The sequence below is a fragment of the Streptomyces sp. NPDC006296 genome, assembly GCF_040613235.1.
Taxonomy (GTDB): Bacteria; Actinomycetota; Actinomycetes; order Streptomycetales; family Streptomycetaceae; genus Streptomyces.
The window spans coordinates 1-19,072 of record NZ_JBEXRT010000032.1; the positions used below are offsets into that span (position 1 = coordinate 1).

The 19,072-nt window shown below is 75.0% G+C and carries 16 protein-coding genes and 1 tRNA gene; 10 read left to right on the top strand and 7 right to left on the bottom strand.

Features of this window, described 5'->3' with window-relative positions:
• Nucleotides 1–172: 172 nt before the first annotated feature.
• The 3 genes from ABZ172_RS21625 to ABZ172_RS21635 form a co-directional block, all read right to left on the bottom strand.
• Entirely contained in the window at nt 173–1,645 is a 1,473-nt protein-coding gene (locus ABZ172_RS21625) for a cellulose binding domain-containing protein (RefSeq protein WP_356885378.1), read from the bottom strand.
• A 179-nt stretch (nt 1,646–1,824) separates the two neighbouring features.
• Entirely contained in the window at nt 1,825–3,294 is a 1,470-nt protein-coding gene (locus tag ABZ172_RS21630) for a HAMP domain-containing sensor histidine kinase (RefSeq protein ID WP_356885380.1), read from the bottom strand.
• On the bottom strand, nt 3,291–3,995 hold the full coding sequence (locus ABZ172_RS21635) for a response regulator transcription factor (RefSeq protein WP_356885382.1): 705 nt from the start codon (nt 3,993–3,995) through the stop codon (nt 3,291–3,293). The genes ABZ172_RS21630 and ABZ172_RS21635 overlap by 4 nt, the downstream gene beginning before the upstream one ends.
• Nucleotides 3,996–4,073: 78 nt before the next feature.
• On the opposite strand from ABZ172_RS21635, the gene ABZ172_RS21640 reads away from it, so the two are divergent.
• On the top strand, nt 4,074–4,628 hold the full coding sequence (locus tag ABZ172_RS21640; protein WP_356885384.1) for a hypothetical protein: 555 nt from the start codon (nt 4,074–4,076) through the stop codon (nt 4,626–4,628).
• Between the two features lie 272 nt (nt 4,629–4,900).
• Here ABZ172_RS21640 and ABZ172_RS21645 read toward each other — a convergent pair whose 3' ends face one another.
• Both ABZ172_RS21645 and ABZ172_RS21650 read right to left on the bottom strand, forming a co-directional pair.
• Nucleotides 4,901–5,788, bottom strand: coding sequence for a fused MFS/spermidine synthase (locus tag ABZ172_RS21645; RefSeq protein WP_356885386.1), 888 nt, complete (start codon nt 5,786–5,788; stop codon nt 4,901–4,903).
• Between the two features lie 86 nt (nt 5,789–5,874).
• Nucleotides 5,875–6,255 (bottom strand): hypothetical protein, encoded by a 381-nt coding sequence (locus ABZ172_RS21650; protein ID WP_356885388.1) that lies wholly within the window; start codon nt 6,253–6,255, stop codon nt 5,875–5,877.
• 243 nt (nt 6,256–6,498) lie between these two features.
• Between ABZ172_RS21650 and ABZ172_RS21655 the strand changes: the two genes are divergently transcribed.
• Nucleotides 6,499–7,851 (top strand): tetratricopeptide repeat protein, encoded by a 1,353-nt coding sequence (locus ABZ172_RS21655; RefSeq protein WP_356885390.1) that lies wholly within the window; start codon nt 6,499–6,501, stop codon nt 7,849–7,851.
• 51 nt (nt 7,852–7,902) lie between these two features.
• On the opposite strand, the gene ABZ172_RS21660 is transcribed toward ABZ172_RS21655, so the two are convergent.
• Nucleotides 7,903–8,499, bottom strand: a complete 597-nt coding sequence (locus ABZ172_RS21660; RefSeq protein ID WP_356885392.1) for a histidine phosphatase family protein — start codon at nt 8,497–8,499, stop codon at nt 7,903–7,905.
• 319 nt (nt 8,500–8,818) lie between these two features.
• Here ABZ172_RS21660 and ABZ172_RS21665 point away from each other — a divergent pair, with 319 nt between their 5' ends.
• From ABZ172_RS21665 to ABZ172_RS21695, 7 genes are all read left to right on the top strand, one after another.
• Entirely contained in the window at nt 8,819–9,766 is a 948-nt protein-coding gene (locus ABZ172_RS21665) for a phosphatase PAP2 family protein (RefSeq protein WP_356885394.1), read from the top strand.
• Nucleotides 9,663–10,847, top strand: a complete 1,185-nt coding sequence (locus ABZ172_RS21670; RefSeq protein WP_356885396.1) for a hypothetical protein — start codon at nt 9,663–9,665, stop codon at nt 10,845–10,847. Before ABZ172_RS21665 ends, ABZ172_RS21670 begins: the two co-directional genes overlap by 104 nt.
• A complete protein-coding gene (locus tag ABZ172_RS21675) occupies nt 10,838–12,526 on the top strand; it encodes a hypothetical protein (protein ID WP_356885398.1) in 1,689 nt (562 codons plus the stop codon). Before ABZ172_RS21670 ends, ABZ172_RS21675 begins: the two co-directional genes overlap by 10 nt.
• A complete protein-coding gene (locus tag ABZ172_RS21680; protein WP_356885400.1) occupies nt 12,523–13,857 on the top strand; it encodes an AAA domain-containing protein in 1,335 nt (444 codons plus the stop codon). The genes ABZ172_RS21675 and ABZ172_RS21680 overlap by 4 nt, the downstream gene beginning before the upstream one ends.
• 74 nt (nt 13,858–13,931) lie before the next feature.
• Complete coding sequence (locus ABZ172_RS21685; RefSeq protein ID WP_356885402.1) at nt 13,932–14,273, top strand: hypothetical protein; 342 nt, start codon at nt 13,932–13,934, stop codon at nt 14,271–14,273.
• Between the two features lie 434 nt (nt 14,274–14,707).
• Nucleotides 14,708–15,412 (top strand): hypothetical protein, encoded by a 705-nt coding sequence (locus tag ABZ172_RS21690; RefSeq protein WP_356885404.1) that lies wholly within the window; start codon nt 14,708–14,710, stop codon nt 15,410–15,412.
• Nucleotides 15,403–15,476, top strand: a tRNA-Lys gene (locus ABZ172_RS21695). The genes ABZ172_RS21690 and ABZ172_RS21695 overlap by 10 nt, the downstream gene beginning before the upstream one ends.
• A gap of 62 nt (nt 15,477–15,538) precedes the next feature.
• On the opposite strand, the gene ABZ172_RS21700 is transcribed toward ABZ172_RS21695, so the two are convergent.
• Entirely contained in the window at nt 15,539–16,780 is a 1,242-nt protein-coding gene (locus tag ABZ172_RS21700) for a M6 family metalloprotease domain-containing protein (protein WP_356885406.1), read from the bottom strand.
• Between the two features lie 423 nt (nt 16,781–17,203).
• Here ABZ172_RS21700 and ABZ172_RS21705 point away from each other — a divergent pair, with 423 nt between their 5' ends.
• Complete coding sequence (locus tag ABZ172_RS21705) at nt 17,204–19,069, top strand: EAL domain-containing protein (protein ID WP_356885408.1); 1,866 nt, start codon at nt 17,204–17,206, stop codon at nt 19,067–19,069.
• Nucleotides 19,070–19,072 lie beyond the last annotated feature (3 nt).

Genomic DNA, 19,072 nt, shown 5'->3' on the forward strand with positions numbered 1-19,072 from the left:
GGCCCCGCGCCCGCCCTCCCGGGGGGCCCCGCCCGGCGGCCCCGGGGGGCGCGCCCGGCCGGGTGGGGGGGATGTGGGGGCCGGCCGGGGCGCGCGCGGAGGGGATGGTACGAGGGATCCGGGGCCGCGGGTGCGAAGGATCCGCGGCCTCGGAAGTACGGGGGTGAGCGGACTAGCCGAAGGCGCCGAACGCCTTGGTGAAGGCCAGCGGTTCCTGGACGATCGAGCTGCAGGTGGCGTCCGCGGTCGGCTGCGCACCACCCGCGCACTGCACGTCCCGGGTGCCGGACCACATCGCCAGCCTGCCGATGCCCTTCTCCTGGGCGAAGTCCACCAGCTGCTCGGCGTCCTCGACCGTGAAGATCTCGGTGGCGACGTCGTTCACGCCGATCATCGGGGTGACCGCGACCGCCTGCCAGGCCTCCGCGTCCGACAGCCCCAGCACACCCTTGATCTGGGCCTGGGTGGCGGTGGCCGCCTGGGTGGCGTAGTCGCCCATGTCGCCGCTGTAGGAGGCGCCGTAGTCCATCGCCATGATGTTGACCGCGTCGACGCGCACGCCGTTCTCCTTCGCGTCCACGATCAGGTCCACGCCGGGCTGGGTCAGGCCCTCGGGCATGACCGGCAGCGTGAAGGACACGTCGAGTCCGGGGTGGGCCTCCTGGAGCTGCGCGACGGCCTGCGAGCGGCGGGTGTTGGCGGCGGCGTCGGGCAGCGCCCCGCCCTCGATGTCGAAGTCGACCTTGGTCAGTCCGTAGGCGTCGATGACCTTGCCGTAGGCCGTGGCGAGCTCGGACGCGGAGGAGCAGTGCAGGGCCAGTTCGGCGCCCGCCGCCCCGCCGAAGCTGACCCGCACGTCGCCGCCCTCGGCGCGCAGCGCGTCGATCTGTGCGGCCACCTGGTCGTCGCCCAGCCCCGTGACCCCGCCCCACAGCGGGGTGCAGCTCCCGCCCGAGGTGATGAACGCCAGGTTGAACTCCTTGACGCCGGTCTTCGACGCGGTGTCCAGCAGGTCGTAGGCGGGGTGGAGGGACGTGTCGACGTACGGGGCGAATCCCGCCGGACCGCCGGGCGCCGCGGTCGGCTCGGACGTCGCGCTCTCCGAGGGCGTCGCGCTCTCCGTCGGCGTCGCCGCGTCCGTGGGCGCCGCCGTGGGCGCGGACGTCGGGGTCCCGGTCGGGCGTCCGCTCGGTTCGGGCGCGGTGCCACCGTCCGCGGAGCACGCGGCCTCGTTGATGAGGCAGCCGCGCGGATCGGCGGCCTTCTCCTCGGAGGAGGCGACGAAGCCGACCGTCACGGACCCGCCGGGGGCGATGTCCTTGTTCCAGCTCTCGGGCTTCACGGTCACATGGGTGCCGTCGACGGTGTGCTCGCCGTTCCAGAGGGAGTCGATCCTCGTGCCGGCCGGCAGGTCGAATTCGAGCGTCCACCCGGACTGCGTGCTGCCGGTGTCGTTCGAGACGACGTACTGCCCGGTGTAGCCGCCGGTCCAGCCGCTGGCCCTGGTGTAGGCGGCGCCGACGGCCGCCGCCTGGGCGGTGCCGGTGAGGGCGAAGACCGTGCCGCCCACGACCGCTGCGGCGACGAGGGCGCCGACGGCCTTCGTGCGGGTGCTCGCCGTACGGCGGTGCGTGCTGGTGCCCATCGCGTGCCTGCCTTCGTGGTGCTGCCGGGGGGTGATTGCGCCTGAACGCTAGCCGCCGCGAACCGGGCAAAAGGCACGCATGCGAACCTGGCCGGAGTTCTTAGGGTTCGCTTAAGGAGGACATCGGTACGGGTTAAGACCGGGACGCGGGAGCCGGTCGCGGCCGGGGTGACGCGGCGTCAGCCGTCGGTCCGGCGCTCCGCTCCGGCTCCCCGGGCGCCACGGGGTCCGGGGGTGCGCGTCCGGCCCGCCCACGGCCCCCGTGCGCCGCCGCGGCGCCCGACCCGGTGCCCCCGGCGCGGCCGTTCGGCCGGACCGCCGTCCAGCCCGATCCAGATGCGCACCTCGGTGCCGCCGAGCACCGAGCGCCCGATCCGCAGGTCACCACCGGTGGACTCGGCGATCCTGCGGACGATGTCGAGTCCCAGCCCGGTCGATCCCACCCCGCCGCGCGCCCCGCCCCGCCCGCTGGCACCCCGGGCGAGGGCGGACGCCGGATCGGGGATGCCGGGGCCGGCGTCCGAGACGAGCACGAGCACCGCGTCACCGCTGTGGTGCACGTCGACGGCGAAGGCGGTGCCTTCCGGCGTGTGCCGGAACACGTTGCCGAGCAACGCGTCGAGGGCGGCGGCCAGTTCGGCCCGCGCCACCGGGATCCGCACCGTGCGGTCCACGCCCGCCAGCCGTACGGTGCGGCCCTCGTCCTCGGCGAGTGCGGACCAGAACCCCATGCGCTCCCGGATGACCTCGGACGCGTCGCACCCGGCGCCCGTCTGCCCGCCCTGGGTCTGCGGGCGCTGCTCCCGCGCCGTGCGGATGATGGTGTCGACCTCGTGCTCCAGCTGCTGGACGGCCGCCCTGGTCTGCTCCGCCGCCGGGCCCTCGCCCAGCGAGGCCGCGTTGAGGCGGAGCACCGTCAGCGGGGTGCGGAGCCGGTGCGAGAGGTCGGCGGCCAGCTCGCGCTCGTTGGCCAGGAGCTGGACCACCTGGTCGGCCATCGAGTTGAAGGCGACGGCCGCGGAGCGGAGTTCGGTGGGACCCTCCTCGGGGACCCGGGTGCCCAGGCGCCCCTCCCCCAGGTTCTGCGCGGCGCCCGCGAGCTGCCGGGCCGGTCCCACCATGCGTACGCCGAGCCGGTCGGCCACGGCCACCGAGCCGACGATCAGCGCGACGCCGACCCCGGCGAGCACCAGCCAGGCGGTGCCGACCCCGTGGGAGACGTCCTCCTCGGCCACGAAGACCTCCACGACCGCGGTGCCCCGGGAGCCCAGCGCGGTGGGCTGGAGCAGCACGGAGCCGCCGGGGACGTCGGCGATGGAGGCGCGCCCGGACGTCCGTACGGTCTCCAGGTCGTCCTGGGTGGCGCGCCGGGTGCCGATCTCCAGCCGGGGGCCGCCGGTGCCGGCCGCGGGCACGTGCACCGCGAGGCGGCCGCGGCCGCCGGGTTCGGTGGACAGGACGGCGCGGGTCAGTTCCTCGCGGTCGGTGGTGATGGTGAGGGTGGGGCCGATGGTGGCGGCCTGCCGCTCGGCGTCGGAGAAGGCGCGGTCGCGGGCCATCTCCTTGATGACGAGCCCGAGCGGGACCGCGAAGGCGATCACGACCATGGCGGTGACGGCCAGGCAGACCTTGACCAGGGCCCATCTCATGCGGTGGGGTCCGCGGCCGGTGGCTGGAGCTTCACGCCGACCCCGCGCAGGGTGTGCAGATAGCGCGGCCGTGCGGCGGTCTCGCCCAGCTTGCGGCGGAGCCAGGAGAGGTGGACGTCGATGGTCTGGTCGTCCCCGTAGGACTGCTTCCAGACCTCGGCGAGCAGTTCGCGGCGGGGGACGACGACCCCGGGGCGGCCCGCGAGGAAGGCCAGCAGGTCGAACTCGCGGCGGGTCAGGTCCAGTACGGTGCCGTCCAGTTCGGCCCTGCGGCGCAGCGGGTCGATGGAGAGTCCGCCGACCTGGAGGACGCGCGGCGGGGGCGCCTGGGCGCCGGCTCCCCGGGTGCGGCGCAGGACGGCCGCCATGCGGGCGGAGAGGTGCTCCACCGAGAACGGCTTGGTGAGGTAGTCGTCCGCCCCGTCGTTGAGGAGCCGGACGATCTCGGCCTCGTCGTCCCGCGCGGTCGCGATGATCACGGGTACGTCGGTGATGGAGCGCAGCATCTTCAGCGCCTCGGCGCCGTCGAGGTCGGGCAGCCCGAGGTCGAGGACGACGACGTCGAAGCGGAAGTGCGCGACCTCGCGCAGCGCTTCGAGGGCGGTGCCGACACTGCGCACCGTGTGCGAGGCCTCGGTCAGGTGGCGGATGAGGGCGGAACGCACGAACTGGTCGTCCTCGACCACGAGCACACTAGGCATGCGCCGCACCGTAACCCATCCGGAGGAACGGGGTCCCCTCCAGGACAGGGCCGGTGCGGGTGGTGCAGGATGTGCCCGATGCAACGAGGACTCGTACACGTGATCGCGTGGTCGCTCGCCACGGGTGGGGCGGCCACCCTGTCCTGGTGGGGCGTGCACACGGTCATGTCGGGCACCGTGTACGACCCTCCCCGCGCGGTTCCGATCACGGTGGGGACCGGGGGCGGGCAGGGCACGGAGGAGCCGGTGTCGTCCTCGACGCAGCGCTCGCTGCCCTCCGCCTCACCGAGCGCGACGGCCTCCCGCGCCGCCCCCACGCCGTCGCCCGAGCCCTCCCGGCAGCCGTCCTCCCGCGCGCCGGAGCGGAGCCCGGTTCCGGCGCCGTCCTCGTCGCCCCCGGCGGACACGGGCGAGGTGAAGAGCTACCCGACGCGCGGCGGCAGGGTCGTCCTGGAGTTGGCGGACGACTCGGCGAAGCTGGTCTCGGCGACCCCGGAGCCGGGGTGGTCGATGCAGGTGTGGACGAATCCGGAGTGGATCCGGGTGGACTTCAGCGACGGGGCCGGCGCGACGGTCTCCGTCTTCTGCACCTGGAACGGCCATCCGCCGGTGGTGGAGACCGTGGACCCGTAGCCCGGCGACCTCGCGACCTGGCGACCCGGACCTGACGGAACGGACGGCCCCGGCGACCCGGCGACCCGGCGACCCGGCGACCCGGCGACCCGGCGACCCGGCGACCCGGACCGAAACGTCCGGCCCGGACCTGACGGAACGGGCGGCCCGGGCGGCCCGCGGCGGGGGCCTCAGCGGAAGAGGCCGGACGCCGGATCAGAAGAAGGCACCGGGCGGCGGGACTTCAGGAGAAGGCACCCGGTGGCGGGACCTCAGGAGAAGGCGTCGGGGCCTCAGGAGAAGGCGTCGGGCGGCGGGGCCGGCGAGGCCTTGGCCGCCGCGTCGGTGACGACGGCGGCCCCGCCGGTGAAGTCGGCCAGCGCGCGGCCCTGTTCGACGCGCCCGGGGTGCGGGTCGCTCGCGACCCGCCGGGTCAGTTCGGCGACCGCGATCGGCAGGTCGGAGGCGACCAGGACCGCGTTGCCGAAGCGGCGCCCGCGCCAGACGGTCGGATCGGCGGCCAGGGCCAGTTCGGGGAAGAGCGAGGCGGCCGTGGCGACCTGGCCGCGCAGGTGGGTCAGCGGCGGGCCGTCGGCGAGGTTGGCGGCGTACTGCCCGCCGGGCCTCAGCACCCGGCGCACCTCCGTGAGGAACTCGGCGGAGGTGAGGTGCGCGGGAGTGCGGGCGCCGCTGAAGACGTCGGCGATGACGAGGTCCGCCCAGCCGTCCTGGATCCTGCCGAGTCCCTCGCGGGCGTCCGCCGAGCGGACCCGTATCCGGGCCTGCGGGTCCAGGGGCAGTTCCCGCCGGACCAGTTGGACGAGCGGCCCGTCGATCTCCACGATCTGCTGGGTGGAGCGGGGGCGGCTCGCGGCGATGTACCGGGCGAGCGTGAAGGCGCCGCCGCCGAGGTGGACCGCCTGGACCGGCCGGCCGGGCGGAGCGGCGAGGTCGATGACGTGGCCGAGCCGGCGCTGGTACTCGAACGACAGGTGCGCGGGGTCGTCCAGGTCCACGTGCGACTGCGGGGCGCCGTCCAGCAGCAGGGTCCAGGCGCGCGGGCGTTCGCGGTCGGGGACCAGCTCGGCGGTGCCGCCGTCCACCGTCGCCGTGACGGGCTCCGGCCGGCGCTCGGAACGCCTGCGGTCGCCCGCTCCCCGGGTCGCTCCTCGACGTGCCACGCGCGCTCGTCCCCGCTCGTCTCTCGGGCCGGTCGCACGGTGCGGCCGGCTGCGGCGGGACCTCCGCCCACCCGGCCATTATGGCCTCAGCGGCAGTTGTCGGCCGCCTCGATGAGCCGGGCCGCCTGGTCGAGGGCGGCCCGCAGCACGGCCGGGTCGGTGACGGGGGTCTCCGCCGCGGGCGGCAGGAGCCAGCCGCCTCCGACGGCGGGCGGCTCGGCGGGGATGCGCAGCCCGCGGCCGTCCGTCCGGGTGCAGGCGCTGCCGGGGACGTCCCACGCCTCCGCCGTTCCGGGCGGCACCAGGAAGCCGAGGACGACGCAGGCCCCGTCGTGCAGGACCGGGCCGACGGGCTCGCTCTCGGCCCGCCTGCGCAGGATGTCCACGGCCTCCAGGCCCTGCCGCGCGGGGACGGTCACCAGGTCGCACGGCGCGGTCTCCGGTCCCCTGTGAGGTACCTGGGGCAAGGGAACCCCTCCTCTCGTCTCGCCGGGTCGGGGCCACGCCCCGTCTCCGTATGGACCAACGCGCCGACGGCGTCAAGGGCTACGGCGGCACGCCGCCGCAAGGGTGGCATTTCATGGCGGATCGGAGGCGAGATGCCCCCTTTGCCGGGAAACGCTGGGTGTGCACATCGTCACGGCAGGTACCTTCTTGCTCCGTCGGGACACCGGAAGCACGAGCCCGGCCGCACCAGAGAGGGCCCCGCCATGGTGTCGACACCGGCCGTTCCCAACCTCGCGTTCCGTCGGCTGCGCGGCCGGCGCTCCGCCGGTGAGTTCGCTGCCGCGGTCCGCCGGGCCGCCCGCGAGATCGGTGAGCAGGTCGCGTGCGACGCCCGGTACGTCGGGCGCGTGGAGTCCGGCGAGATCCGCTGTCCCAACTACGCCTACGAACGGGTCTTCCTGCACATGTTTCCCGGGGCGAGCCTCGCGGACCTGGGTTTCTCGGACCGCGAGAGCGTGCGCGGCCGGAGCGCCAGGACGGCATCCGCGCCCGCACCGGCCCCGGCCCCCACGCTCGACGGCGACACCCACGAGGAGAGCGACGTGCTGCGTCGCGTGTTCATGACCGGCGGCACCGTCACGGTGGCCGCGTCCCTGGGCCTGGGCGGCCGTTCCGCCGCCGCCGGCCCGCCGGCCGTACCCGCCCGGCGCCGGGTCGGCGAGGCCGAGGTCGGCGCCGTGGAGCAGGCGGTGCGCCGGATCCGGCTGCTGGACGACCGGCACGGCGCGGACGGCCTCTACCGGCAGGCCTCGCAGCCCCTGCGGGCCGCCTACGCCCTGCTCGACTCCGGGGCGGCGACACGGGGCAGCACGGCGGACCGGCTGCACGCGGGCGCCGGTGAGCTGTCGATCTCCGTGGGGTGGCTGGCCCACGACTCGGGGCGCTTCGACGACGCGCGGTCGCACTACGCGGAGGCGCTGGCGACGGCGCGGCTGGCCGGGGACGCCGCGCTGGAGGCGCACGCGTTCTGCAACGCCTCGTTCCTGGCCCGCGACACCGGGCGGGCCCGCGAGGCGGTCCGGGCCGCGGAGGCCGGGCAGCGGGCGGCCCGGCCACTCGGCTCGTCCCGGCTGCTGGCGCTGCTGTCCCTGCGCGAGGCGGGGGCGCGGGCCTGGCTCGGGGACCGCACGGGATGCGAACAGGCGATCGGGCGCGCCCGGGCGGCCTTCGACCGCGGGTCGTGCGACGCCGACCCGGAGTGGATGTCCTTCTTCCGGGAGGCCGAGCTGGAACTGCTGGAGGCCCAGTGCTGGTCGGCGCTGGGCGAGTGGCCGCGCGCGGCCAGGCACGCGCTGCGCGCGACCCGGCTGCAGGACCCGCACTTCACCCGGAACCTCGCGCTGTACCGGGCCCAGCTCGCCGGTGACCTGGCGCGGGCGGGCACGGCCGACGAGGCCGCGGCGGCGGGGCACCAGGTGCTGGACCTGCTGGACCGGGTCAGGTCCGCACGGATCCGCGGGATGCTGGCGGGTGCCGTACGGGTGCTCCGGCCGCGGGGCGGCCCGGAGGTGACGGCGCTCCTGGCCCGCTACGAGGAACTGCCGGCCGACGTCTGAGACCGGCCCGCCGGGCCGGGGGGCAGCGCCCCGGGGCGGGCCGGCCCCGGGTCAGCGGTCCAGGTGGCCGGTGTCGTTCCAGCGTTCCAGCGCCGGGAGGCCGTAGGCCCAGCCCAGCACCGAGAGGGACGTGGGTTCCAGGCGGATCCGCGCCGCGAAGGACACGTCCTCGCCCAGCCACCGTGCCCCCAGCGCGCGCAGGATGTGCCCGTGCGCGAAGACCAGCACGTCCCGGTCGGCGGACCGGGCCCACGCGACGACCTCGTCCGCACGGGCGGAGAGCTCGGCGAGGGTCTCGCCGCCGGGGACGCCGTCGCGCCAGATGAGCCAGTCCGGCCGGTCCGCCTTGATCTGGGCGGGGGTGAGGCCCTCGTAGTCGCCGTAGTCGAACTCCATCAGCGCGTCCCACGGCTGCGCCCGCTCGCCGAAACCGGCGAGCGCGCAGGTCTCCGAGGCCCGGACCAGCGGACTGGTCCGCACCTCGACGCCGGGCAGGCCGCCCCAGGGCTCCCGGTGCAGCCGCTCGCCGAGCAGCGCGGCGCCCTCGCGGCCGGCGTCGAGCAGGGGGATGTCGGTCCTGCCGGTGTGATTGCCCTGGACCGACCACTGGGTCCGGCCGTGCCGGGCGAGCAGGATTCGCGGTGCCATGACGGCTCTCCCTGGAGAATGACGGGGATCCGGGAATCCGAGGAGACGGAGGCCCCGGGATCCGGTGGGTCCGGGACGGCGGTGTCCGGGACGGCGACGGGACGGCGGACGCACCGGCCGGGGTACCCGCCCGGGCCCTGGCCCGGTCTCCATCATCCCGCACCCGTCCCCCGCGCAACCCGCGGGGCTTCTCCGGCGTCCCTCCGTGCGCACCACCCGGGGCGTCCGCGGGGGAATGCCCCGGCGGAGAACGAGGCATACGACCACCGTACGGTTGAACGCCCGCCGTCGACCGAATGAACATGGGGAGAGCTGCCGGATGCCGCACGCCATCGCCGCGACACCGTCCTCCGGCCACCGCCCACGCTGGTGGACGGAGCTTCCGCTGATCGCGGTGGTCTACGGCCTCTACTCGATGGGGCGGCTGCTGGTCCACGAGAACATACCGGCGGCCGTCGACAACGGCCTCGCGATACTCCGCCTGGAGAAGGCGCTGCACCTCAACGCGGAGCACCCCCTCAACCGGCTGCTGACCGCCCACCCGTCGCTCGGCATACCCGCCGACTTCGCGTACGCCTCCCTGCACTACCTGGTCACCCCGGCCGTCCTGGTCTGGATCTTCCGGCGCCGCAGCGCCGCCTACCGGGCGGCCCGCACCTGGCTGATGACCTCCACGCTCCTCGGGCTGGCCGGCTTCACGCTGATGCCGACCTGTCCGCCCCGGCTGCTCGACGCCCACCACGGCTTCGTCGACACGATGGCCCAGTACAGCTCCTACGGCTGGTGGGGCGCGGGCGCCAGCGCACCCCGCGGCCTCAGCGGGATGACCAACCAGTACGCGGCGATGCCGAGCCTGCACGTCGGCTGGGCGGTGTGGTGCGGCGTCCTGATGTGGCGCCACGGCCGGCATCCGCTCGTCCGCGCGGCGGGCGTCGCCTATCCGCTGATGACCGTCCTCGTCGTGATGGGGACCGCGAACCACTATTTCCTCGACGCCGTGGCCGGCACCGCGGTGATGACCGTGGGCGCCCTGCTGACCAGGCCGTTCATGCGGCTCGCGGACCGCGTCAAGGACCGGGTGCGGACCGCGTCCGCCCCGGCGCCGGCGCCCGTCGCCCCCGTGCGGTCCCCGATTGTCGGTGACGGGTGCAAGACTTCCGCGGGTGAGCGAATACCCGGCCAGCGGACCGCCTCCGCAGATTCCAGCGACACGCGCGCCCGCTCCGTCGCGGAAGCCGGCGACGACACTCCGGCAGCGGCTCGCTGAGCTGCGCGGCCCGTCCGTCGCACCGCATCCGCTCGACGCCCGCGCACTGGCGGCGCTCGCCGCCAACCCGGGGTGCAGGCGGCGCGCCCTGCTCGACGGCGCGGGTGTCGACAAGGCCGGGCTGGCCACCGCGCTCGGCTCCCCCTCCGGGTTCGGCCAGAGCCAGTTCGCGCTGATCCGGGGCAACGTCTTCGAGGCGAAGGTCAAGGCCGACGGCGGTACGGAGCTGCTGCGCCTGCTGGTCGAGCGGCTCGGCGGCGGCGCCGAGGCCCCCGCGCGGGCCGCGGTGCCCGATCTGACGGCGGCCGGTCCCGAGGGCCGCGCCGCGCGCACGGCGCTGGCGCTGCGCGAGGCCACCGCCGCGGGCGGCTGGGCGCTGCTCGACCACCCCATGCTGGCCCTGGAGGTCGCGGGCTCACCCGCCTACCTGGAGCCGGACGCCGTGGTGGTGCACCCCGACGGCACCTGGACCGTCGTCGAGATCAAGTCCTTCCCCATGATCGACGGTTCCGCCGATGCCGCGAAGGTCGGCGCCGCCGCCCGCCAGTCCGCCGTCTACGTCCTGGCGCTGGAGCGGGTCGCCGCGGTGACCGAGGGCGCCGAGGTCGACCACCGGGTCCTGCTCGTCTGCCCGAAGGACTTCTCCAACCTGCCGACCGCCTCCGTCGTGGACGTACGCAAGCAGCGTGCCGTGACCGCCCGCCAGCTGACCCGGCTGGCCCGGGTCGAGGACATCGCGGCGGCCCTGCCCGAGGGCACGACCTTCGACCCGGACCGCTCCCCCGAGGAGCTCGGCTCCGCCGTCGAGGCGGTCCCCGCCGCCTACGCCCCCGAGTGCCTGGCCGCGTGCGAGCTGGCCTTCCACTGCCGGGGCCGGGCCCGTGCGGAGGGCGCGGTGGAGTCGCTGGGCCGCAGTGTGCGGGGCGAGCTCGGGGGCCTGACGACGGTGGCCGGGGTCCTGGCCGCGGCGGCAGGCAAGGAGGGCGACCCGGCCGATCCGACGGTGGCCGCGCTGCGCCGGGCCGCCGCGCTGCGTGCCGAGGCGCTGGCCGCGGTGAGCGGCGGTGTCCCGTGTCGCTGATCAGCACCCTCGCCCGGCTGGAGGCGGTCGACAGCGGCCGCGCCCAGCCGCTGGCCACGGTCCGGCACCGGCATCTGACCGGTCGGCCCCTCGTGCTGGTCCCGCTGACGACCGCGGGTGAGGCGGGCGCCCCGCTCGGCGCGCTCGTGGGCACGGACCGGGCGGCTCCGCGGCTCCTGACGGTGCCGCAGCCGCGCGACCGCGATCTTCGGTTCGCCTTCCTCGCCGAGCTGGCCGAAGCCGTGCTGCCGCACATCGAGTCGTACGCCGACGCCGTCGAGCCGGCCGAGCGCAACGAGGTCGACCCCGGGACCGGCAAGAAGGTCAAGGTCGAGGTGGAGCTGTGCGCGGACGCGGCCCAGCTGATCGTGCCCAGCAGGGCCGGTATCGACTTCGTGCGCCTGCTCGGGCGTTCGATGCGCTTCCGGCGGACCGCCGAGGACGACCCGGACACCCCGTTCCCCGCTCCCGCCCGGGTGCCGCTGCTCGGCCGCTGGCTGACGCACTACGCCGAGCGGGCCCGGGTGCCGGGTTCCTCGCTGCTGCTCGCCGCGACGGATCTGCTGAACCGCCACTGGGCGACCGGGCAGAGCAGTCTGGAGGACCAGCACCTGGGCGCGCTCCTCGCGTGGATCGACCCGCCGGCCGGCAGCTCGGGTGCCGAGGCGGCGCTCCGGGCGGAGCTGGAGCGGGACGGTGCGGGCGGGCTCGTCTGCCCGCCGGCGGGTCCGGCCACGGACCCCGCGTTCGACAACAGGCTGCTGGCGCCCGCGATCGAGCGGTACGACCGGGCGCGCTCGGCGCTGGCCGCGGCGGAGGACGGTCTCGACGCCGACACCCGGCTCGGCGCGCTGGGCGACGCCGAGCGGGAGATCGGGTCGCTGCTCGCGGGGGTGCTGCTGCCCACCTGGGACGCGGTGTGGCGGGGGCTCGACCTGCTGCGGGAGCTGCCGGAGGGGACCAGGGCGCAGGACCGGTGGACCCGGGACCGCTGGTCGTTCACCGGGCACCGGGACCGGTTGCGGGCGGGCGAGCCGCCGCAGCCGCGCCGGGACGACGCGGTGACGGCGGCGCAGAAGCTGGCCTCGCGGGAGGCGGCCCAGGCGCAGCTGGACGCCCAGGAGGCACTGGACGATCCGCTGGTGCTGGCGGGGCGCAGGCTGGCGGGCGAGGCGTTCGTCGGGGAGGTGACGGCGGTGGAGATGGCGTACAGCGAGTCGAAGCGGCCCTCGCCGCGCCCCCTGGTGACGGTGCGGACCGAGGAGCGCCCGCACCTCGGGGAGCGGACCAAGGTGTACCGCTCGCTGGACGCCGGTCCGGGCCGGTCGCAGACGGCGGAGTTCGTGGCGTACTCCGTGAACGGCGCGGACGGCGGGGACGGCGGGGAGGCCGCAGACGCCGGAGCCCTCACCGACGCGGTGGCGCCCGGGAGCGAGGGGCCGGTCGTCCTGGTCCTGCGGATCATGGACAAGATGGGCCGGGGCAAGGATCCCGCGCCAGGATCGGTGCCCGAGCCCGGCGACCGTATCGCCTGGACGCTGTTCGAGCACGACCAGCGCGGCGGTCCGAAACTGCCCGACCGGGACGACACTCCGTGGACCCACGGCGGCCCGCCGGGCGCCGGCGGGACCGGACCGGCCGAGCAGCCCGACCCCGTGACCCCGGAGGACCTCCTGTGACAGCCGTTCCGGACCCGGGGGCCGCGGCGGCCCGGGCGACCGACGCGATCCTCGGCGACACCCTGCACGGGACGGCGCGCGGCATCGTGGTGGACTCGCCGCCGGGCGCGGGCAAGTCGACGCTGGTGGTGCGGGCCGCGCTGGAGCTGGCCGCGGCGGGCCGTCCGCTGATGGTGGTCGCGCAGACCAACGCGCAGGTGGACGACCTGGTGGTGCGGCTGGCGGAGAAGGCCCCCGAGCTGCCGGTCGGCCGGCTGCACAGCAGCGACTCCGACCCCTACGACAAGGTCCTGGACGGCCTGGACCACGTCCGGACATCGGCGAAGGCGGCGGATCTCGCGGGTCTGGACATCGTGATCTCCACGGCCGCCAAGTGGGCGCACGTGAAGAACGTCGAGCCGTGGGGCCACGCGATCGTCGACGAGGCCTACCAGATGCGGTCGGACGCCCTGCTGGCCGTGGCCGGGCTGTTCGAGCGGGCGCTGTTCGTCGGGGACCCGGGCCAGCTGGACCCGTTCTCGATCGTGGGCGCCGACCAGTGGGCGGGCCTCACGTACGACCCGTCGGCGAGTGCCGTCTCGACGCTGCTGGCGCACAATCCGGAGCTGCCGCAGCACCGACTGCCGGTGTCGTGGCGGCTGCCCGCGTCGGCGGCGCCGCTGGTGTCGCACGCGTTCTACCCGTACACCCCCTTCCGCAGCGGCACCGGCCACGGTGACCGGAGGCTGTCGTTCGGTGTGCCCTCGGACGGTTCGGGTCCGGACCGGGTGCTGGACGAGGCGGCGGAGTCCGGCTGGGGGCTGCTGGAGCTGCCCGCCCGCCACACCCCGCGCACGGACCCGGAGGCGGTGCGGGCCGTGGCCATGGTCGTCCGCAGGCTGCTGGACCGGGGCGGCGCGGCGACGAGCGAGCGCGCTCCCGGTCCGGTCCCGGTGACGGCGGAGCGGGTCGCGGTCGGCACGGCCCACCGCGACCAGGCCGCCGCGGTGCGGGCCGCGCTCGCGGAGCTGGGGGTGAGCGGTGTGGCGGTGGACACGGCGAACCGGCTCCAGGGCCGCGAGTTCGACGTGACGGTGGTCCTGCACCCGCTGTCGGGCCGTCCCGACGCCACGGCGTTCCACCTGGAGACGGGCCGTCTGTGCGTGCTGGCCTCGCGGCACCGGCACGCGTGCGTCGTGGTGTGCCGGGCCGGGGTGGCCGATCTGCTGGACGAGCACCCGTCGACGGAGCCGGTGCAGTTGGGCGTGACGGTGAAGTTCCCTGACGGCTGGGAGGCGAATCACGCGGTCCTGGCCCATCTCGCCGAGCATCGCGTGCATTGGTCGCCCTGATCCTGGGCAGCGCTCTTGCGCCGGGCTGGACAATGGAAGGTGGCCGTCCGGCCGTACGAGGAGGGAACGACCCCATGGCACAACCCGAGCGGAACGAGCGGCAGAGGCTGCGTCCGGCACCGCTGCTCTTCGAGCCGTCGGAGGCGGCGGCCGATCCGGAGCACTTCTTCGACCTGGAGTCGATGGAGGACCCGAAGGAGCTGTTGGCCCGCGCGACGGAGCTGACGCTCGCGTTCCGGGCGGCGACCGACCGGGCCGTGGAGTTCCAGGCCCTGGCCGCCGCCCAGCTCGCCGATCCGCGCCGCTTCGACCGGCTGACGGCCGCGGAGATAGCCGAGCGTGCGGAGTGGACCGAGGACTACACGAAGAAGATGATCGAGTTCGGCCGCTCCCTGATCGACGCCCCCGCTCCCTGACCGGCGCCCCGCGCCCGGACCGGAGGCCCGGCTGCCGTCCGGAGCGCGCCGACGGATCCGTCAGGGGCGGTGACACGGGGACGAGCGGTGCCGCAGGGCGCCGGCCACGGGGACGAGGTGCCGCGGGGCTCCGGTCACGGGCCGGGATCCGGGGCGCCGGTCACGAGCGGGCCCGCGCCCAGGGCACCCGCGGCGCCTCGGCAGCGGGCGCCCGCGGGATCTCCGCACCGGCCGCCACCGCGGCGCTCCCGCATCCGCCGCCCGCGGGACCCCGCAGCGCCTCACCCGTCCCGTACGTCGCACGACCGTGCGTCCGTCACTACGGGTACACCCCTGGCATATGCCGCCGGACAAGATACTCCGTCGACGTGCGTCCTGTCCGGCTTTCGCGAACTCTGCGGAACAGCAGCGTCACAGCCGGTAGACATGACGCCATGAGCGCCTGGCTGAACGACGAAACGACCCTGCGGACCGGCACCGCCCCCGCCGCGCACGGCGGTGTCGACCTCTTCACCCTGCTGCGCGACCGGGCCGAGACCCGGGCCGACGACCGGGCCGCCCAGGTCACGGCGTCGGGAGCGGCATGGCTGGCGGGCGCCGCCCCGTACCCGCGCGGCACGCTCGCCCAGTGGGAGGCCCGCCCCTGTGCCCCGGGCGTGCTGCCGTGCGGCTCCTCGTTCGACGTCGTGAGCGTCCCGGCGCTGTTCGGGAGGCGCATGCTGGAGCACCTCTGGGCGGCCGGCCCCGGATCGGGCCCGGTCGCCACCCACCGGGGCCGGATGCTGCTGTTCGCCTCCCCGGGCACGGCGCAGCGCCTGCCGTCCCTGCTGGCGTGGGAGGAGTGGGGCACCGGTTCCGCCGACGACTTCGCAGGGCACCAGGGCGCGCTGCCCCCGGTGCTCTGTCATGGCACCGGGGACGCGGTCACCGTCCCGCCCCTGACCGGCGGCACGGACGCCGGCGGACCCCGCTGGGTGGTCGCCCCGGACACCCGGAACCCCTGGCTGCCGGGGCCGGACGTGCTGCTGTGGGCCTGTGTGCGGGTGAGCAGGTCGGCGACCCCGTCGACCACCGGGAATTCGATTTTTCCTCCCGCCGATGCGGGTGCTAATGTCTACGACGTCACCAGGCGCCGTTAGCTCAGTTGGTTAGAGCAGCTGACTCTTAATCAGCGGGTCCGGGGTTCGAGTCCCTGACGGCGCACAGACAGGAGAGGCCCCCTCGCGGAAGCGAGGGGGCCTCTTGCGTGGGCGTGTCTCCGCAGGTCAGGCGCCGGTGGTGACGCGTACGGTCCAGGCGCCCGAGCGGGTCCGGTCGGCGACGTCGATGCGGATGCGCTCGCCCGGCACGGTGTAGCGCTCACCCTCCCGGAGCGGGGCGTCGGCGAGCGGCGGGTAGACCGACCGGTCCCAGCAGGCGTCCGACCCGGGGTGGGTGTCCAGCACCTCGACCGGGCCGCCGCCGGACGGGGTCGCGTTGCGGATGCGGTAGACGAGCACCCCCTCGGTGCAGGTCGTGCGGTCGTTGCCGGTGGCGCTGCGGGCCTCGATGGCCACGGCGCTGTCCGTGCCGGTCCTGACGACCGCGAGCCGGGTCCCGACGGACTCGCCGGGGCGGGGCACCTCGGCCATCGGCTGCAGGGTGAGGTCGGCCGCGCCCTGGACGCAGACGACCTCGTCCCCCGCCAGCCAGCCGAGCTTCCACTTGTGCCAGCCGAACAGGTCGGGGGCCAGTCCGAACTGGCTGCCCATCACGTCCCAGTCGCCGACGTAGGTGTCCCAGTCGCCCTTCCCGTCCTCCGGCCGGTGGTAGAGGTCCGCGAGGTCGAAGACGTGCCCGGTCTCGTGCGCGAGGACGTTCCGGTCCGGCGGGTGCTCCTCGAAGACGGTGACCACCCGCCTGATGTCCGTGCCGTCCGCACGCACCGGCCGGTCGAAGTTGACGACCTTGGTGGCGTCGGAGTCGACGCCGGGGGCGTCGGGGTCGGCGACGAGGTAGACGACGTCGTACGCGGAGAAGTCGGTCTGCGCGTCGGCGGCCCTGATCGCGTCGCGGAGGTAGGCGCTGCGGTGCTCGGAGCCCCAGTCGCGCTGTATGCCGTACCAGGTGGAGGGGTGCGGCATCGCGGTCCACCGCGGCTGCGGGTGGGCGCGCAGGGTGAACTTCCCGTACGACGCGCGCTGGAAGAAGCGGGTGGTGGAGGGGAAGTAGTCGGCGGCCAGGGCCCGCGGCGGGACGACGGGGTCGGAGTCGGGGAACGAGAGGAAGATCATCACCGCGTCGAGCGCGCGTGCGGGGCGCGGGTAGGCGCCGTTCCAGGTGTCGAGGCCGAGGGAGTGGTGCGCCCCGGTCCGGGGCAGTGCGCACGGGCCGCCGTCGCGCGAGACCGCCACGGCGGGTCCGGCGACCAGCCCCGTGGCGGCGAGCGCGACGAGGGAGGTGAGGACGGCCGCAGCTCTGCGCAGTCTCGCCCGCTCCGGTCCCCCGGGTCCGTGCTGACGCGGCACATCTACCTCCGGGTGGCGAGTGCGGGGCTTCTCCTCACCCTGGGCAGATTCGGCGGCGCACGCCCTGTTGTGCTGCCCCACACGGGTCAGCGGAGACCGGATGACTCACCCGGACAGAGCCGATCAGAGATACGGACAGTCACATTCGCTCACACAGAAATCCGAAAGAACCACATCGACTCAAAACTGATCATCTGCGACCAAAGAATCGGGAACACCGCACACTCGGGACGGCCTTCGGGCAGGCCCGGGCCGTGCGCGAATCCCGGTCGCGAAACGGTGGACACGCTGGAAGGGCCGACGCCCGACCCTCTATGCTTCACCTCGCTTTCCTGCGTGGTTGCCGCCCCTGGCACGGCGCCCCACTCCACGCGCCTGCCCGGCCACACCTGTTCACGACAATCTGCACAGCGGGAGCGAGCGGTGAGCGGAACCGACGAGGGGCCGATGGCCCGGGCGCGCACGGGACCCGGCACGGGACCGGCGGACGTCACGCAACGTGATCATCAGAAGCCCGGCCTCTCGGAGCTGCGGGACTACCGTGCGGCGTTCGCGGCGGCCGCCCTCCCGATGGCCGTCGTCGACCTGCGCGGCCGGATCGTGATGCCGAACGAGGCGCTGGGCGGACTGCTGGGCACCGACCCGGCGTCGCTGGCCGGGCAGCCGGCCGCGGATCTCGTCGGCCTCTCCTCGGACGGCCCCACCTGGCGCGCGTACGACGAGGTGCTGCGCGGCACCCGCGCCCGGCTGAGATGCACGAGACGGCTCAAGCACGCCGACGGACGCACACTGTGGGCGGAGGTCACCGTCGTACCGATGGGCGGCTCCGGCGCCGGGACCGAGCGCGTCCTGCTGTCCGTCGCCGACGTCAGCGACCGGCGGGAGCTGCGGGAGCGGCTGCGCCACCTGCGGATGCACGACCCCGTGACCCGGCTGCCCAACCGCACGCTGTTCTTCGAGCGGCTGGCGGGCGCCCTGGAGGGAGCGGCGGACGGGGAGGCGCCGGAGACCCGCCGGCCCCAGGACGGGCCGGCGTCCCCGGCCGGCCGGATCGGCCTCTGCTACCTGGACATCGACGGCTTCCAGGCGGTCAACGACACCCTGGGGCACCACATCGGCGACCGGCTGCTGGCCGCCGTCGCCGGTCGTCTGACCGACTGCGCCGAGGCCGAGGGCGGCCGCACCGGCGACCGTCTGGTGGCGCGGCTCGGGGGTGACGAGTTCGCGATCCTCGTACCGGACTCCTCGGGGACGCACCAGCTCACCGCCCTCGCCCGCTCGGTCCTGGCCGCGCTCCAGCAGCCCTTCGAGGTGTCCGGGCACCGGCTGTCGGTGTCGGCGTCGATCGGGGTGGTGGAGCGGCCGTCCGCCGGCACCTCGGCGACCGCCCTGATGCAGGCCGCGGACACCACGCTGTACTGGGCCAAGGCCGACGGCCGGGCCCGCTGGACCCTGTTCGACCCCGAGCGCAACGCCCACCGGACGACCCGGCAGGCGCTCTCCTCGACGCTCCGCCCGGCCGTCGAGCGCGGGGAGTTCACGCTGGAGTACCAGCCACTGGTCGGCATGGCGGACGAGGTCGTGCGGGGCGTGGAGGCCCTCGTCCGCTGGAACCACCCGCGGTTCGGGCTGCTGCCGCCGAGCCGGTTCGTGCCGATCGCCGAGGAGGACGGCACCATCGTCCAGCTCGGCCGCTGGGTCCTGCGCACGGCCTGTGTCCAGGCGCGCCGCTGGCAGCTCGAACACCCGGAGGACCCGGCGTTGTTCATCAGCGTCAACGTCGCCGTGCGGCAGCTCCGGGACTCGGACCTGGTCGCCGACGTCGCGGAGATCATCGCCGAGACCGGGCTGGAACCGGGGCTGCTGCAACTGGAGCTGACCGAGTCCGCGGTCATGGGCTCGTCGGGCCGCCCGCTGCGGGTGCTCCAGGCGCTCAGCGACATGGGGATCCGCATCGCGATCGACGACTTCGGCACGGGCTACTCCAACCTCGCCTACCTGAGCCGGCTGCCCGTGTCCGTGCTGAAGCTGGACGGTTCCTTCGTCCGGGGTTTCCGCTACGAGGGCGGCACCCACCCCCGCCCGGCCGACGAGACGATCGTCGAGGCCATGGTGCAGCTGGCGCACCGCCTGGGCCTGACGGTCACCGCGGAGTGCGTGGAGACCTCGGGCCAGGCGGAGCGGCTGCGCCGGATCGGCTGCGACACCGGTCAGGGGTGGCTGTACTCACGTGCGGTGGCCCCGGAGCGGATCGCCGAGCTGATCGGCACCAGGGCACCGGAGGGCTGACCG

Coding starts and splice junctions, on each gene's coding strand:
- ABZ172_RS21655 (WP_356885390.1), top strand. CDS start 6,499: ATGGTGTCGACACCGGCCGTTCCCAACCTCGCGTTCCGTCGGCTGCGC.
- ABZ172_RS21685 (WP_356885402.1), top strand. CDS start 13,932: ATGGCACAACCCGAGCGGAACGAGCGGCAGAGGCTGCGTCCGGCACCG.
- ABZ172_RS21635 (WP_356885382.1), bottom strand. CDS start 3,995: ATGCCTAGTGTGCTCGTGGTCGAGGACGACCAGTTCGTGCGTTCCGCC.
- ABZ172_RS21665 (WP_356885394.1), top strand. CDS start 8,819: ATGCCGCACGCCATCGCCGCGACACCGTCCTCCGGCCACCGCCCACGC.
- ABZ172_RS21690 (WP_356885404.1), top strand. CDS start 14,708: ATGAGCGCCTGGCTGAACGACGAAACGACCCTGCGGACCGGCACCGCC.
- ABZ172_RS21640 (WP_356885384.1), top strand. CDS start 4,074: ATGCAACGAGGACTCGTACACGTGATCGCGTGGTCGCTCGCCACGGGT.
- ABZ172_RS21660 (WP_356885392.1), bottom strand. CDS start 8,499: ATGGCACCGCGAATCCTGCTCGCCCGGCACGGCCGGACCCAGTGGTCG.
- ABZ172_RS21625 (WP_356885378.1), bottom strand. CDS start 1,645: ATGGGCACCAGCACGCACCGCCGTACGGCGAGCACCCGCACGAAGGCC.
- ABZ172_RS21630 (WP_356885380.1), bottom strand. CDS start 3,294: ATGAGATGGGCCCTGGTCAAGGTCTGCCTGGCCGTCACCGCCATGGTC.